The following is a 15,368-nucleotide window of genomic DNA, read 5'->3' as shown; positions in this document are numbered from 1 at the left end:
TGGCTCGCCACTCTCTTTCTCAGCTATGGACGGCCTTGATGAATTCCGCCGTCCTGGCGCTTTTCGGGGCACTGAGAACCTCCGACGCCAAGCCTGTCTCAATCACTTTCCCGGCCTCCATGAAGGTAACGGTATTGGCCACGCTGCGGGCGAACCCGAGCTCGTGGGTGACGACGATCATGGTCATTCCGGAGGCCGCGAGATCCTTCATGACGTCGAGTACTTCCGAGACGAGTTCCGGATCGAGCGCCGATGTGGGTTCGTCGAAGAGGATGAGATCCGGCTGCATGCCCATGGCGCGGGCAATGGCGACGCGCTGCTGCTGGCCGCCCGAAAGCTCCGACGGATAATGGTTCGCCTTCGCGGCAAGACCGACGCGCTCGAGAAGGACAGACGCCTGTTCGCGGGCCTGCTCGGCGGATTGTCCAAGCACATGCACGGGTCCCTCGATGATGTTCTCGATCGCGGTCTTGTGCGGAAACAGGTTGAAGCGCTGGAAGACCATGCCGATGCGCCGGCGCTGACGGGAGATTTCAGCATCGCTGATCTGATGTAGATTGTTGCCTTCGCGACGGTAGCCGACCAGCTCGTCGTTGACCCAGATGGCGCCGCCATCCATCCGCTCCAAAAGGTTGATGCATCTGAGAAACGTGCTCTTGCCGGAGCCGGAAGGGCCGATGATGCAGCTGACTTCGCCGCGCACGACTTCCATGCTGACCTTGTCGAGAGCGCAGAAGTCGCCGTAGTTCTTGGTGACGTCGACGGCCTTGACGAGAATATCCTGTTTCATGGTCGACCTCACATGGACGCTTTGATCGATTTCGAACCGCGTCCGAAATAACGTTCGATATAGTGCTGGCCGACCGACAGGACCGAGACCACGACGAGATACCAGAAGCTTGCGACGAGCAGCAGTTCGAGAACGCGGGTATTGGCGAAGTAGATGATTTGCGCGTTGTGCAGGATCTCGGAATACTGGATGACGCTTGCGAGCGATGTGAGCTTCACCATGCCGATCACTTCGTTGCCGATCGGTGGGACCATGACGCGCATGGCCTGCGGCAGCACGATGCGGCGCAGCATCTTCATCTGCGTCATGCCTATGGTCCGGGCGGCCTCGTATTGACCGCTATCGACCGAGAGCAGCCCGCTTCTGACGACCTCGGACGTATAGGCGCCCTGGGAAATGCCGAGGCCAAGCATGGCGGCGACGAAGGGCGTCATTACGTCCACGGTACGAAATTCGAGAAGGCCGTGGATGCCCATGGTCGGGAAGATCAGCGCCAGGTTGAACCAGAGCATCAGCTGCAGCAGCGCCGGTGCGCCACGAAAGATCCAGACATAGCCGACGGCGATACAGGAGAGCACCGGATTGCCGGAAATGCGCATGATGGCGATGAGGACGCCGAGTACGATGCCGAGCGCCATGGCTGCCACGGTCATCAGCAGCGTGTTCGTGAGGCCATCGAGAATGGCCGGTGCGAACAGGAACTGGCGAACGTAACTCCACTCTATCTGTCCGACGCTGAAAGCGCGCACCAGCCCCGCGAGCAGGACGAGTACGATGGCTGCAGCGACCATGCGGCCGATATGCCGCTTCGGCACGAGGCGCAGATGGGCGATTTCGTATTTGTCGTCGGTGGGGGATGGGCTGGTGCTTGCGGCGGTCATCGGCTTCGAGGCTCCTGAGGGTCGTTCTCTCCATGCGTGGCTTTGGTCACTGTTCCCGGCGTGTCGGCAAAGGCGCGGCAGGCGTTGATTGCCGTTTCGAAGCGGGCAATCTGTTCGCGCACGCGAACCGGCGCGGTGGCGCCGTAACCGGTGCGGCTGGCAAGTGCATTGTCGAGCGTGATGGCGGCAAGCATGTTCTTGTTCAGCCGCTGATCGATCTTCGGCAGATCATCCTCGGTGAGCCCGGCAAGATCGTGGCCGCGTTCCTCGCAATAGCGGACGACCGCGCCGGTGATCTCGTGCGCCTCCGCGAACGGCACGTTCTGGCCGACCAGCCAGTCGGCGACCTCGGTCGCCAGCGTGAAGCCCTTCGGCGCTTCCTCCCGCAATTTCTCGACATCGAATTCGAGCGTTGCGACCATGCCGGCAAAAGCGGGCAGAATCAGTTCGAGAATGTCGATCGTTTCGAACAGGCTGCGCTTGTCTTCCGCCAGGTCGCGGTTATAGGCAAGCGGCATGGCCTTCATCGTTGCCAGGAAGCCGGTGACATTGCCAATCAGCGTTCCCGACATGCCGCGTGTCAGCTCCGCAATATCCGGGTTCTTCTTCTGCGGCATGATGGACGAGCCGGTGGAATAGGAATCGTGCAGCCGCACCCAGCTGAATTGCTTGGAGCTCCAGATGCAGATCTCCTCGGAAAGCCGTGAGAGATCGACGGCAACCAGCGAGCATATGAAGAGGAACTCGGCCACATGGTCGCGGGCCGCGACCGCATCGATCGAGTTTTCGCAGGCGGCGGAGTAGCCGAGCTCGATGGCCGATTGGTCGGGGTGGCAGGCGATGCCCGATCCGGCAAGCGCGGCGGCGCCGAGCGGCGAGCGGTCGAAACGACGATCCCAATCCTGGAAGCGCTGAAGGTCGCGCAACAGCGACTGCGCATGCGCCATCAGGTGGTGGCCAAGGACGATCGGCTGCGCCGGCTGCAGATGGGTGAAGCCCGGCATGACCGTTTCGGCGTGCTGCGAGGCCTGGCTTATCAGCGCCTCCTGGACCGAGATGATCTCGCTAGAGAGTTCGCGCGCCATACGGCGCAGATAGAGGCGCGTGTTGTTGGCCGTCTGGTCGTTGCGGGACCGTCCGGCACGCAGCTTGCCGCCGAGTGCGCCGAGCCGCGCCATCAGCAGGCGCTCGAGGAAGGTGTGGACGTCTTCGTCCCCTGGGATTGGCTCCTCAATGCCGGAGTCAACATCCGCCTCGATGGCGTCGAGTGTTGCGCGAATGGCGGAGAACTCGCTTTCGACCAGCACGCCGGCGCGCTTCAACTCTGAGGCATGGGCGCGGGAGCCGGCGATATCCTCGCGGAACAGGCGAAAGTAGGACTTCGGCGCGCGCGAGAGATTGGCCAAGGCTTCGGACGGTCCGGACTTGAAGCGTCCACCCCAGAGCTGAGTGGGTTCAGGCATTGATATTCCCCTGCTGTTTAAACTTTCGGCAAGGCTCCCACGTGCTTGTTTCGTGGGCAAGCGAAGTTATTTCACCCCGCTATGACGAAAACGACTAGCTCGGATATCGCATTGGGTTTACCGATATTCATGCGAGGAGTTCGGCCACGGGCTGACGCGTGACACGGTCTGATTGGCAATAGCGCGGAGATTTGCATGGCATCCGGTCGACAACGTCTGCCTTCGACAACCGCGCTGCAGGTGCTGCTGGCGGTGGCCGAGAGAGGATCGACCAGCGCGGCGGCCGAGAGTACATCGCTGTCGCAGAGCGCGGTCAGCAAGCAACTGCTGGCATTGGAAAATCTGATCGGTAGTCCTGCTTTCGTCCGCACACCACGCGGCATGATTCCGACGGAAGTCGGTTCCATCTATATCGAGCATGCGCGCACGGTACTGAAGGCGATGGAGGACGCGGCGTTGCGTGTCGCCCGGCTGAAGCCGGGCCCGCGCGTCCTGCGGCTGCAGGTCCTGCCGATCTTTGGCGATCGCTGGCTGTTGCCGCGCTTTGCGCAATTTGCGGAGAAGCATCCGGATATCGAAGTCCAGTTCACAACCTTCGTATCGCCGACCCAATCCGAAGTCCCGGATGGGATATTCCATTTTCTCGCGGAGCCCCGACAGGAGAAGAACCTGCATTATCTTTTCGGCCACGAGGTGCTTCTCGTGAGTGCGCCGAGCTATTGGGAAAAGAACGGCATGCCGGAAACGATCGCGGATCTGGCCAGGGGCGAGATGCTGGAGCACCCGCAGACCCCGCTGCACTGGCGATATTTCGTCGAGAGCAATGGCGCGGCTGAGCTGGAGGTACGACACATCACGCGCTTCGGATATTATACGATGGTAATCCGCGCCGCACTTGCCGGGCAGGGCATGGCGCTCGTCCCGCGCGGCCTGATGCTGGAGGAACTTGCGGCCGGAAAGCTGGTCAATCCTCGCGGCCTTGGGTACCGCAGCAGCTATGGCTACTGGTTCGCGACGCCGCATGAGGTGAAGCCGAACTCGTCCATGGAGGCCTTCCGGACATGGCTGATGGCGCAGGCGGAGGAAATGCGGGATTGAACCCGCCGCCTTGCGTCGGTCATCACATCCCAAGCTTGTCGAGCGCTTCGCCATCCAGGCGATAAAAGAGCTTGTCGGTCTTTCGCATGCCGCCGATCTCGTCGTAGAAGGCCAGCAAGCGCTCATTATCCGGATCGGCGGTCCAGTCGATCCGGGAAAGACCACGAGATTTCGCAAGGCCGGCCAGCGCCCGCATCAAGCGGCGTCCGAGCCCCTGACCGCGGCTGTTGTTGCCGACATAAAGCTCCTTGAGGAAGATACCGGGTTTGAGGCCAGGGCCTGGATAGATGCCGGAAAAAGCAGCAAAGCCGAGGACAGCGCCGTTCTCCTCCGCCAGCAGGATTTCCGCGCCCGGCGGCATGGATTCGAGGCCGAAGATGATGTCTTCGCGCGGTGGGCAAGCCACGCCGTAATGCACCTGCATTTCTTCCATCAGTGCGGCCAGGGCCGGCAGAGCCTGATCGTTTGCTTCGAGCAGGCGGATTTCCATGGTCACTGCGGCCCCTCCTTGTCATTGCTGACCCAACGCTCGACCCAGATTCGATCATTACATTGCGAGATAGGCCTGCCGAATATCCTCGCGACTTTCGAGTTCGGCAATGGTGCCAGAATATCGGATCCCGCCCTTTTCCAGAATATAGGCGCGGTCGGATATCAGCCGGGCGAAATGCAGGTTTTGTTCCGACAAAAGGATGGACAGTCCCTCGCGCTTCATCGTGACGATCGCGTCGGCCATCTGTTCGACGATTTTCGGCGCCAGCCCTTCGGATGGTTCGTCAAGCAGGATCAGATGCGGATTGCCCATGAGGGTGCGGCCGATCGTCAGCATCTGCTGCTCGCCGCCGCTCATGTTGCCGGCCGGTCTTTTGCGCATGCCGCCGAGGTTCGGAAAGATCTCGTAGATGCGCTCGGGCGTCCAGACCGCGCGATTGTCGCGCCCCACCTGCCGCCCGACTTCGAGATTTTCCTCCACCGTCAGTCCGGTAAAGATGCGCCGGTCTTCCGGCACATAGCCGAGCCCCCTGCGGGCGATGTCGAACGGAGCAAGCCTGGAAATATCCTCGCCGCGAAACCGGACTTCCCCCTGTTTCGACATCAGCAGGCTCATGATCGATTTGAAGGTCGTCGATTTGCCGGCGCCGTTGCGGCCAAGCAGGGCGACGACTTCGCCTTCGGCAACCTGCAGCTCCACGTCGAACAGGATATGGGCGGGTCCGTACCAGCTATTGAGACGCGATACTTCCAGCATCAGCCCTCCGATCTGTTGGCGTAAAGCAGGCCGGAGCCGAGATAGACGGCCTGGACGTCGGGATTGGTCCGGATCGCTTCGGGAGACCCTTCCGCGATAATCACGCCGCGATTGAGCACGAGGATCCGCGACGCATGTTCGAAGACGATATCCATGTCATGCTCGGTGAAGAGAACGCCGATCTGTCTTTCCTCGACAATCCGGGCGGTCAGCTTCATCAGCTCGATGCGTTCGCGTGGGGCCATTCCGGCAGCGGGCTCGTCCATCTGCAGGAGCTTCGGATCGCCCGCCAGCGCGATGGCAAGCTCAAGGCGCTTGACGTCGCCATAGGGAAGTTCGCGACAGGGACGATCGGCCTGGTCGCGGAGACCGATCAGGCCGATCAGCTCTTCGGCTTCGCTGCGGAATTTGCGGTCCAGCCGTCCGAAGAAGCCGGTCCATCCCGAGAGATTTCCGGCATGCGACAGGATCGCTACCTGCACGTTCTCGCGAACGGTCATAGAGAGGTAGACTTCCGCGATCTGGAATGTCCGGCCGACGCCAAGGCGGAAGATTCGGGCGGGCGAAAGGCCTGACGTATTGACCCCGTCGAGGATCACCGACCCTGCATCGGGCCTGATCTGCCCGTTCAGCATGTTGAAGCAGGTGCTCTTTCCGGCGCCGTTGGGGCCGATAAGCGCCATCAGCTCGCCACGGACGAGCGAAAAGGAGACGTCGGTGACCGCCTTGAGGCCCTGATAGCTCTTGCTCAGATGCGATACTGACAGAAGCGGCTGGCTCATGGCGCATCCCCCATCTTGGCGACCGGTCGCGAAAGGATTGCTGGTTGCTGCTTGCGAGTACCCAGGATGCGCCCCAGCGTGCCGACGATCCCCTCCGGAAAGGCCACGACCAGAAGGATGATGAGGCCGCCGAGGATCATGCGGGAGAGATCGGTATTGCTCATCAGCCAGATGGAGGCCGTCTTGTAGACGATCGCGCCGACGATGCCGCCCGATACCGTGCCGAAACCGCCGAGCAGGACCATGACGAGCCCGTCGATCGACATGGGAATGCCGAGCACGTCGGGAAAGATGCTTCCCTTCTGGAACGCCAGAAGCGAGCCGGCAAGGCCGGCAAAAAAGGCCGAGACCACGAATGCCGTATGCTGGACGGTGCGGCGCGGAATGCCGGTCGCCGCCGCGCGCTGCGGCGAATCCCGAAGGGCTCTCAAGGCATGGCCGAATGGCGCAAAGGTCAGATAGCGAATACAGCCGACCGACAGGGCGGCCGCCGCGAGCGCCAGCCAATAGAAGGTCTTGGCTCCACTCGCCCAGTCGGACGGCCAGACGCCGACGATGCCGTTGTCGCCGCCGGTGACGTCGACCCACTGGTAGGCTATCGACCAGAAGATCTGCGCGAAGGCCAGTGTGAGCATGGCGAAATAGATGTTGGACAGCCGGACGCAGAACCACCCCGAGATGAGGGATATGGCAGCCGCGACGACGGGTCCGATGACAAGGGCAAGCTCCATCGGCGCGCCGAGCCACTGGACCGATAATGCCGCCCCGTAGGCGCCGAGGCCGAGGCTTGCCGCGTGGCCGAAAGAGTCAAGCCCGCCCACCGACATCATGAACTGAAGACTGGTGGCGAAGATCACGGCGATCAGGACTTCGCTGGCGACCCCGAGGCCGTAATTGCCGAGCACCAGAGGCAGCAGGACCGCGCCAAGGATCAGCACGCCGGCGGCGGCACGGCTGCGCGGACCAAGTGGTTGCCATGTGGTTCTTGCCGCATGGCCGGCGCGGGAGGCCGGCAACGGCTTGCCGAAGAAGCCCCAGGGGCGCAGGACAAGAACGACCGCCATGACCACGAACATCAGCACGAGGGAAATGCCCGGGAACACCAGGATGCCGAAGGCGTTCAGCTCGGAGACGACGATGGCGGCCAGGAAGGCGCCGCCGATGCTGCCCAGCCCGCCGATCACCACCACGACGAAAACCTCGGTGATGACGGATAGATCCATGAAGTGCGTGACGGCATCGCGCGGAATTTGCAGGCCACCACCGAAGGCGGCCAGGAAGACACCGAGCGCGAAGACCCCGGTGAAAAGCCACTTCTGGTTCACGCCAAGCGCGCTGACCATGTCGCGGTCCTGGGTGGCCGCGCGCACCAGAATGCCCCATCGTGAGCGGTGCAGCAGCAGCCATAGCAGGCCGAGAACGGCGGGTCCGAGGGCAATGAGCACGAGATCATAGGCGGGAAAGGGCCTACCGAGGATCTCGACGGCGCCGGACAGTCCGGGCGCCCGTGGCCCGACGAGATCTTCCGGCCCCCAGATCAGCCGCACGCCGTCCTCGACGACGAGCGTAACGCCGAATGTGGCCAGAAGCTGCAACAGTTCGGGAGCGCGGTAGATGCGGCGCAGCAGCAGGATTTCCAGCAGAGCACCGCAGATTGCGACGATGGCGGCGGAGACAAGCAGTGCTGCCCAGAAGCCGAAGGCGCTCTCCCACCGGGTCGTCAGGCTATAGGCGATATAGGCGCCGAGCATATAGAAGGCGCCATGGGCAAAATTGACGATGCGGGTCACGCCGAAGATCAGCGATAGTCCGGAGGCGACCAGGAACAGCGAGGCGGCATTGGAAAGCCCGGTCAGGAACTGCAAAAGATAAAGGTCCAACGGAGGCTCCCTGCCCATTTAACAAGGGTGGCATTCGACGTAACGGAGCGAATGCCGGCTCGATAGCGTGTGTCCATCTTGCCGGCGGAAGGGCATGACGCCGCGACCGCCGGCCTTGACGGTTGTGCTAGGGGCGGAGCTTGGCGGCGTCAGCCTCGCTCGGCAGGAAGTCGTTGCCGCTATGGTACTGGAAATCGACCATCACGCCTTTTCCATCCTTGAGGGCGGTCTTGCCGATGAAGGCGCCGAGCGTCGACTGATGATCCGCGGCACGATAGGTGATCGGGCCGAAGGGAGTGTCGACCGAAATGCCCTTGGCGGCGGCAATCAGCGCGTCGGTGTCCGTCGACTTGGCCTTGGTCAGGATGGCGGCCATCGACTTGACCAGCGCATAGCCGACCACCGAGCCGAGGCGGGGATAGTCGTTGTAGCGCTTCTGGTAGGCGTCGAGAAAGGCTTTATGGACTGGCGTATCGACGGAATACCAGGGGTAGCCGGTGACGATCCATCCTTCCGGCGTATCGGTCTTCAGCGGATCCAGATATTCCGGCTCACCTGTCAGGAAGGAAACCACCGAGCGGCCCTTGAAGAGATCGCGGGTCGTGCCTTCGCGCACCAGCTTCACTAGATCAGCACCGAATTCGACATTGAGGATCGCATCCGGCTTGGCGGCCTCGATGGCCTGCGCCACGGACCCGGCATCGATCTTGCCCTGCGGCGGCCATTGCTCGCCGACGAACTCCACGTCCGGCCGGGCCTTCTGGAGCAGCTCCTTGAACACCGCCACGGCGCTTTGTCCGTATTCGTAGTTCGGCGCGATGGTTGCCCAGCGCTTCGCCGGCAGCTTGGCGGCTTCCTGCGCCAGCATGGCGGCCTGCACGTAGTTCGGCGGGCGCAGACGGAATGTGTAGTCGTTGCCCTTCGACCAGATCATCGCGTCGGTCAGCGGCTCTCCGGCCAGGTAAAAGACCTTCTTCTGCTTGGCGAAATCGGCAACCGCCATGCCGACATTCGAGAAGAAGGAGCCGGAGATCATCACCACCCCTTCCTTTGCGACCAGCTCGTTGGCGGCCGTCAGCGCGTCGCCGGGCTTGCCGCCGTCATCCTTGGAAATGATCACCAGCGTGTCGCCATTGATGCCGCCGGCCGCATTGATTTCGTCAAGCGCCAGTTGCCAGCCCTTCTTGTAGGGATCGGTGAAGGCCGGCAGTGCAGAATAGCTGTTGATCTCGCCGACCTTGATCTCGCCGGCCATTGCCTGTGTCCCGGCCGCCAGACAAAGGGCCGTACCCATAATCGCAAAAAGTCCTCTCATTTTCGTCCTCTCTGGATTGATCTGTTTTGATTCTTGTTCTTACGGCACGTCATCGGCGGCATCGAATTTCGAGCGCGTGCAATCGCGATCCATAGCCTGTCGCCTTGAGGTATGATCTGGTGTGTTCACTATAAATGCAAGGCCTTTCTCTGTGTATTTTTTAGGCAAAATTGCGCTGAAATCCCGTATTTCCGGCTTGCCAATCGTTGGCAGAAGATGGAAATTCGCGTGTACACACTAATCTTGGCGACGGATGGCTGATGTGAAGCACGATAGGCCGGATACGGACGACTATGACGTCACGCAGCAAGTAGGCCATCTGCTGCGCAGGGTGTATCAACGGCATCTTTCGATCTTCCAGGAAAACGCCTCCGATCCCAATCTGACCTCCGTCCAGTTCGTCACCCTCTGCGCGCTTCGCGATCATGGGCCGAGCTCCCAAACCGAACTCGTCAAGGCCACGGCCGTCGATCAGGGCACGATCCGGGGCATCATCGAACGGCTGTCCGCACGGGGGCTGATTACCACCTCCGGGGACGAGCAGGACGGGCGCAAGATCATCATGTCCTTGACGCCGGCGGCGGAGCACCTGCTGGAGGAGATGATACCTGCGGCTCGTGTCATCAGCGAGTTGACGATGGCCGACCTCAATCCCGCCGAAAGAGTGGCCCTGCTTTATCTGTTGCGCCGTATTCTGAACTACCACGATGACAAATCATCGGGCGTGTCGGAGAAATAGCGCGGCGGGAGATGCTGCCGTTCGACAGCATCTCTCTTTTTTGGCTATTCGGCCTCAATTCGCAAAAGCGGCGATGCCAGTGATGGCACGGCCGAGGATGAGGGCGTGGATGTCGTGGGTGCCCTCGTAGGTGTTGACCACTTCGAGGTTGACCAGATGACGGGCAATGCCGAACTCGTCGGAGATACCGTTGCCGCCGAGCATGTCGCGAGCGGCACGCGCAATGTCGAGCGCCTTGCCGCAGCTGTTGCGCTTGAGGATCGAGGTCAGTTCCACCGGCGGATGGCCATCTTCCTTCATCCGGCCGAGACGCAGGCAGCCTTGCAGCCCGAGCGTGATCTCGGTCACCATGTCGGCGAGCTTCTTCTGGATCAGCTGGTTGGCGGCGAGCGGCCGGCCGAACTGCTGGCGGTCGAGCACATATTGCCGCGCCTTGGCATAGCAATCCTCGGCAGCACCGAGCGCACCCCAGGCAATGCCGAAGCGGGCGGAGTTGAGGCAGGTGAACGGACCCTTGAGGCCGGAGACATTCGGCAGCAGGTTTTCTTCCGGCACGAAGACATTGTCCATGACGACTTCACCGGTGATTGAGGCACGCAGGCCGACCTTGCCATGAATGGCCGGCGCGGACAGGCCCTTCCAGCCCTTTTCCAGGATGAAGCCACGGATGACGCCATCCTCGGTCTTGGCCCAAACGACGAAGACATCGGCGATCGGCGCATTGGAGATCCAGGTCTTGGCGCCGGTGAGGCTATAGCCGCCATCGACCTTCTTCGCCCGTGTTGCCATCGAGCCGGGGTCGGAACCATGGTTCGGCTCGGTGAGGCCAAAGCAGCCGATCCACTCGCCGGTGGCAAGTTTCGGCAGATATTTCTGCTTCTGCGCCTCGGACCCGAAGGCATCGATCGGCACCATGACGAGCGAGGACTGCACGCTCATCATCGAGCGATAGCCGCTATCCACACGCTCGACTTCGCGGGCGATCAGGCCATAGGCAACGTAGCCGAGGCCGGCGCCGCCATATTCGGGGGCAATGGTCGGCCCGAGCAGTCCGAGCTCGCCCATCTCACGGAAGATCGTCGGATCGGTCTTTTCATGGCGGAAGGCTTCGAGCACGCGGGGCGCCAGCTTCTTCTGCGCATAGGCATGCGCCGTGTCCAGCACCATGCGTTCTTCATCGCTCAGCTGTTCCACCAGCCGGAACGGATCGGCCCAGTCGAATATCTCGCGGCTCATGCTCTCGTCTCCCAATTCTCTTTTTTCTCAATCACAGCGATATGCCTATGCCTTACGGCTGGCACGGGCTCGCTCCGTAGCGGTCGCATCCGCATGGCAATCCACTGTTACGACAACGCCGAACAAATCGAGCGCCTCGGCCGATGTATAACGACCGAGCCGTACGTCTTCTACAACGGCTTGTGGCTCGCGTGTCAACGGGTCGCCGTAGCCGCCGCCGCCTGGCGTGCCGACGCGGACGCGGTCGCCGGGTTTCAGCGCGATGTCCTGCGCTTTCGACAAATGCTCCGGCGTCATCGCTTCGCCGCCGCGCCAGACCGTGACGCTGTTCGTCCGGCCGTCACCGCCGCCAAGCGCGCCCTGCGGCCCGAAACGTCCGTGATCCATGACGAAGCTTGCGGTTGCCGCACCGCGTCTGAGCTCGATCTCGTAGTCGAGACCGAAGCCGCCACGATGCTTGCCGGCGCCGCCGGACCCTTCGCGAAGGGCATAGCGATGATAAAGCACGGGGAATTGCTGTTCCATGATCTCGACCGGTGGCGCCTTGGAAATGCCGATGGTCGAGCAGCCGTTGGCAAGCCCGTCGTGATCGCTGTTGCCGCCGTAACCGCCGCCTGAAATCTGGTACATGACATAGCCGCGTTCGCGCTCCGGATCATGGCCGCCCAGCGCAAAATTGCCGGAGCTCCCGGCGGGCGACGCCGTCACCCGGTCAGGTAGCGCCTCGACCAGTGCCGCAAAGACTGCTTCGGCGATGCGCTGGCTGACTTCCGCAGCGCAGCCGGAAACCGGGCGCGGATAATGAGCGTCGAGGAAGGTTCCCTCCGGCGTCTTCACCTTCAACGGCTCGAAGGCGCCGGCGCTGATCGGGACATCGGGGAAGATATGGCGCATGGCGAGATAGACGGAGGATAGCGTCGTCGCCAGTACCGAATTCATCGGCCCGGCGCAGGGCCTCGACGACCCCTCGAAATCGAAGGAAAGCTCGTCGCCTGTCGCGGTGATGGTCAGGCGGATTTCGAGTGGTTCATTGACCACGCCGTCGCTGTCGATATAGGCGATGGAGCGATAGGTTCCCTCGGGGATCAACCGGATATTGGCGCGCATCTGCTCGGCCGCTCGACGGCGCAACTCACCGATCGCTTGGGCGACCGTATCGTCACCGTATCGTTCGAGAATACGCACCAGCCGTTCCTGACCGACCAGCAGGGCGGCGGCTTGAGCCTTTACATCGCCGATGCGTTGTTCGGAGACGCGGATGTTCGAGCAGATGATCGCGTAGATCTCGGTATCGAGCTTGCCTTCCTTGAAGAGCCGCACCGGCGGCAGGCGCAAGCCTTCCTGCTCGACGGAGGTGGCCGAGGCCGAAAAACCGCCGGGGACGGCACCGCCTGTATCCGGCCAATGGCCGGTGTTCGACAGCCAGCAAAAGATCTTGCCATTGCGATAGACCGGCATGGCAAAGCGCACATCCATCAGATGCGTGCCGCCGAGATAGGGGTCGTTGACGATATAGATGTCGCCCGGCCTTGGCGCCGCCGCCTTGCCCGACGCGATCATCTCGATCAGCGTGCGGGTCGAATATTGCATCGTGCCGACGAAAACAGGCAGCCCGCCGGCGCCTTGCGCGATCAGCGAACCGTCCTCGGCGGAATAGATACCGTCGGAACGGTCGTTGGCCTCGGCGATGACGGGCGAGAAGGCAGCGCGGGAGAAGGTCAGGTCCATTTCATCGCAGACCTGCTGCAGGCCGGATTGAATGACGCTCAGTGTGATGGGGTCGATGCTCATTGGCCGGCTCCGATCGAGATGATGATATTGCCGTCGTCGTCCTGCGTGGCGACGTCGCCGGGCTCGAGGATGATGGTCGTGTCCATCTGTTCGATGATCGCCGGTCCGGATATCGTTGCCTTAAGCGGCAGGTGATCCCGCCAGTAGATCGGCGTCTCCCGCCAGCCCTCGAACCAGACCGAGCGCGTGCCGGTCTGCGCCTCGGCAAGCGTCGCCTTGCGTCCGGCCGCATCGATCAGCATGGACAGATCGATCTCCGTGCGCCGGCCGATGACCGAGGTGTTGACGTTGACGAGGCTGGCGCGGATTTCCGGGAGCTCGACATGGAAGCGGTTGAAATAAGCCTCCTCGAAGCGTGCCTGCAAGTCAGCCCGCGTTGGCATTGCGCTCGGCAGCGGCACGCGCAGCAGATGCGTCTGGCCGATGAACTGCATGTCGACGGAGTAAATTTCGCGGATCTCGCGAATGGCGACCGCTTCCTTGCCGATCAGGCGACGTCCTTCCGCCGACTGCTTTTCGAAGAGCGCGTGTACCGCGTCCATATCGGCGACATCGAGCGGGCGGTTGACCGTATTGACGAAATCATGCCGGAGATCGGCGACGACGCAGCCGAGCGCATTGGTGATCCCGGGACGGGACGGTGTCAGCACTCTTGGAATGCCAAGTTCCCGCGCGATCGCGGTTGCGTGCAGCGGGCCGGCGCCACCGAAGGAAAACAGCGCGAAATCGCGCGGATCCTCACCGAGGCTGACCGAGACCATGCGCACGGCGTCTGCCATGCGGGCATTGGCGATGCGGATGACGGCAGCGGCCGCCGCCGTGGCATCAAGCCCGAGTGGCCGGCCGAGCTTTTCCTCGAACAGGTCGCGGATGCCGTCGATGGAAATGCCGCCCGGAACCGAGTTGAGCTTGGAAGGGTTGAGGCGACCGAGCAGCAGGTTGGCGTCGGAGATGGTCGGCGTTGTGCCGCCACGACCATAGCAGATCGGCCCTGGCATGGCACCGGCACTTTCCGGGCCGACCTGGAGCAGACCAGCGGCGGTAATCTTCGCGATCGAGCCGCCGCCAGCGCCAACGGTGCGGACATCGACCATCGGCACATGGATCGGCATGGCATATTCGATCTCGATTTCATTCGAAACCGCCGGTTCAGCGTTGCGGATCAGGGCGACGTCGGTGGACGTGCCGCCCATGTCATAGGTGATGAGATTGGGGATGCCGGCGCGCCTGCCGGTATAGGCGGCGGCCATGACGCCAGAGGCCGGGCCGGACATCACGGTCTTTGCGGCTTCCTTGGCGACGTGTCGCGCGGAGACCATGCCGCCATTGCCATTCATGACGAGAACGTCGTGCCTGTAGCCCTTGGTGGCGAGCTGGTCGGCCAGGCGCTCGATATAACGGGCCAGCAGTGGCTGCACAGACGCGTTGACGGCCGCCGTGACGCCACGCTCGAACTCGCGGCTTTCGGACAGAAGCGCATGGCCGAGCGTGATGTTGTCGTTTGGCCAGATCTCGGCGGCGATCTCGCCGGCGCGCAGTTCATGCGCCGGATTGGCATAGGCATGCAGGAAATGGATGACCAGCGACTCGCAATCCGTGTCCACCAGGGCTTTGAGCGCAATGCGGAGCGCCTCTTCGTCGAGCGGGATCAGCACGTTACCGGCGGCATCCATGCGCTCGGGAACTTCGAGCCGGAGATCGCGCGGGATGATCGGACGAAACTCGCCCTTCATGCCGTAGGGGTTGGGGCGCGTGCGCCGGCCGAGTTCCAGCACGTCGCGAAAGCCGCGTGTGGTGATCAGGCCCGTTCGGCAGAGATTGCGCTCGAGGACGGCATTCGTGGTGGTGGTGGTACCGTGCACGATCAGGTCGAGTGCTGCGACATCGGCTTCCGCCGCATCCAGCGCGTTAAGCACACCGAAAGCCTGGTTGTCGAGCGTGGTCGGCGTTTTGGCGAGGCGAACCTTGCCGGAGACCGTGTCGAAGAGCACGAGATCGGTGAACGTACCGCCGACGTCGATACCCGCGACCTGCGATTGTTCAGGTGTCGGGCCCGATGGTTCATTCGAATTAGACTGAGTCACGACTGTTCCCATTATTGTTTGTATGCAAATGAATCCATGGCGCCACGATCTTGGAGCGTG

At 62.2% G+C, this 15,368-nt stretch carries 13 protein-coding genes; 2 read left to right on the top strand and 11 right to left on the bottom strand.

Translation table 11 applies throughout. The features are described 5' to 3' along the window. Positions 1-19 precede the first annotated feature (19 nt). From AB6803_RS25250 to argH, 3 genes are read right to left on the bottom strand one after another with little or no spacing between them, the layout of a single operon-like run. On the bottom strand, positions 20-790 hold the full coding sequence (locus AB6803_RS25250; protein ID WP_371111459.1) for an amino acid ABC transporter ATP-binding protein: 771 nt from the start codon (positions 788-790) through the stop codon (positions 20-22). An 8-nt stretch (positions 791-798) separates the two neighbouring features. Beyond that, the gene (locus AB6803_RS25245) at positions 799-1,671 is read right to left on the bottom strand and encodes an amino acid ABC transporter permease (protein WP_371111458.1); all 873 of its coding nucleotides are present in this window, start codon (positions 1,669-1,671) and stop codon (positions 799-801) included. Continuing rightward, positions 1,668-3,134, bottom strand: coding sequence for an argininosuccinate lyase (gene argH, locus AB6803_RS25240; protein ID WP_371111457.1), 1,467 nt, complete (start codon positions 3,132-3,134; stop codon positions 1,668-1,670). The genes AB6803_RS25245 and argH overlap by 4 nt, the downstream gene beginning before the upstream one ends. A 195-nt stretch (positions 3,135-3,329) precedes the next feature. Between argH and AB6803_RS25235 the strand changes: the two genes are divergently transcribed. Then, a complete protein-coding gene (locus AB6803_RS25235) occupies positions 3,330-4,232 on the top strand; it encodes a LysR substrate-binding domain-containing protein (protein ID WP_371111456.1) in 903 nt (300 codons plus the stop codon). Positions 4,233-4,254: 22 nt separating this feature from the next. Here the strand turns inward: AB6803_RS25235 and AB6803_RS25230 are convergent, their stop codons facing one another. The 5 genes from AB6803_RS25230 to AB6803_RS25210 all read right to left on the bottom strand — a co-directional run bounded on the left by AB6803_RS25230 (position 4,255) and on the right by AB6803_RS25210 (position 9,458). Continuing rightward, positions 4,255-4,722, bottom strand: coding sequence for an N-acetyltransferase family protein (locus AB6803_RS25230; protein WP_371111601.1), 468 nt, complete (start codon positions 4,720-4,722; stop codon positions 4,255-4,257). Between the two features lie 57 nt (positions 4,723-4,779). Next, complete coding sequence (locus AB6803_RS25225) at positions 4,780-5,484, bottom strand: ABC transporter ATP-binding protein (RefSeq protein ID WP_371111600.1); 705 nt, start codon at positions 5,482-5,484, stop codon at positions 4,780-4,782. Beyond that, positions 5,481-6,263 carry an ABC transporter ATP-binding protein gene (locus AB6803_RS25220; protein ID WP_371111455.1) on the bottom strand — a complete coding sequence of 261 codons (783 nt, stop codon included), beginning with the start codon at positions 6,261-6,263 and terminating at the stop codon, positions 5,481-5,483. Before AB6803_RS25220 ends, AB6803_RS25225 begins: the two co-directional genes overlap by 4 nt. Then, positions 6,260-8,161 carry an ABC transporter permease gene (locus tag AB6803_RS25215; protein ID WP_371111454.1) on the bottom strand — a complete coding sequence of 634 codons (1,902 nt, stop codon included), beginning with the start codon at positions 8,159-8,161 and terminating at the stop codon, positions 6,260-6,262. Before AB6803_RS25215 ends, AB6803_RS25220 begins: the two co-directional genes overlap by 4 nt. Before the next feature lie 109 nt (positions 8,162-8,270). After that, on the bottom strand, positions 8,271-9,458 hold the full coding sequence (locus AB6803_RS25210) for an ABC transporter substrate-binding protein (protein ID WP_371111453.1): 1,188 nt from the start codon (positions 9,456-9,458) through the stop codon (positions 8,271-8,273). A gap of 253 nt (positions 9,459-9,711) precedes the next feature. Here AB6803_RS25210 and AB6803_RS25205 point away from each other — a divergent pair, with 253 nt between their 5' ends. Continuing rightward, positions 9,712-10,197: a MarR family winged helix-turn-helix transcriptional regulator gene (locus AB6803_RS25205; protein WP_371111452.1), complete on the top strand. Its 486-nt coding sequence runs from the start codon at positions 9,712-9,714 to the stop codon at positions 10,195-10,197. Positions 10,198-10,251: 54 nt separating this feature from the next. Here AB6803_RS25205 and AB6803_RS25200 read toward each other — a convergent pair whose 3' ends face one another. From AB6803_RS25200 to AB6803_RS25190, 3 genes are read right to left on the bottom strand one after another with little or no spacing between them, the layout of a single operon-like run. Continuing rightward, on the bottom strand, positions 10,252-11,433 hold the full coding sequence (locus tag AB6803_RS25200; RefSeq protein ID WP_371111451.1) for an acyl-CoA dehydrogenase: 1,182 nt from the start codon (positions 11,431-11,433) through the stop codon (positions 10,252-10,254). 45 nt (positions 11,434-11,478) lie between these two features. Beyond that, positions 11,479-13,224 carry a hydantoinase B/oxoprolinase family protein gene (locus AB6803_RS25195; protein ID WP_371111450.1) on the bottom strand — a complete coding sequence of 582 codons (1,746 nt, stop codon included), beginning with the start codon at positions 13,222-13,224 and terminating at the stop codon, positions 11,479-11,481. Beyond that, positions 13,221-15,320: a hydantoinase/oxoprolinase family protein gene (locus AB6803_RS25190; RefSeq protein WP_371111449.1), complete on the bottom strand. Its 2,100-nt coding sequence runs from the start codon at positions 15,318-15,320 to the stop codon at positions 13,221-13,223. Before AB6803_RS25190 ends, AB6803_RS25195 begins: the two co-directional genes overlap by 4 nt. Between the last annotated feature and the right edge of the window lie 48 nt (positions 15,321-15,368).

The organism is Rhizobium sp. RCC_161_2 (assembly GCF_041355235.1).
Lineage (GTDB): Bacteria > Pseudomonadota > Alphaproteobacteria > Rhizobiales > Rhizobiaceae > Rhizobium.
The sequence above is the reverse complement of the archived record's forward strand: the minus strand, read 5'-3'. Positions and strand labels throughout refer to the sequence as shown.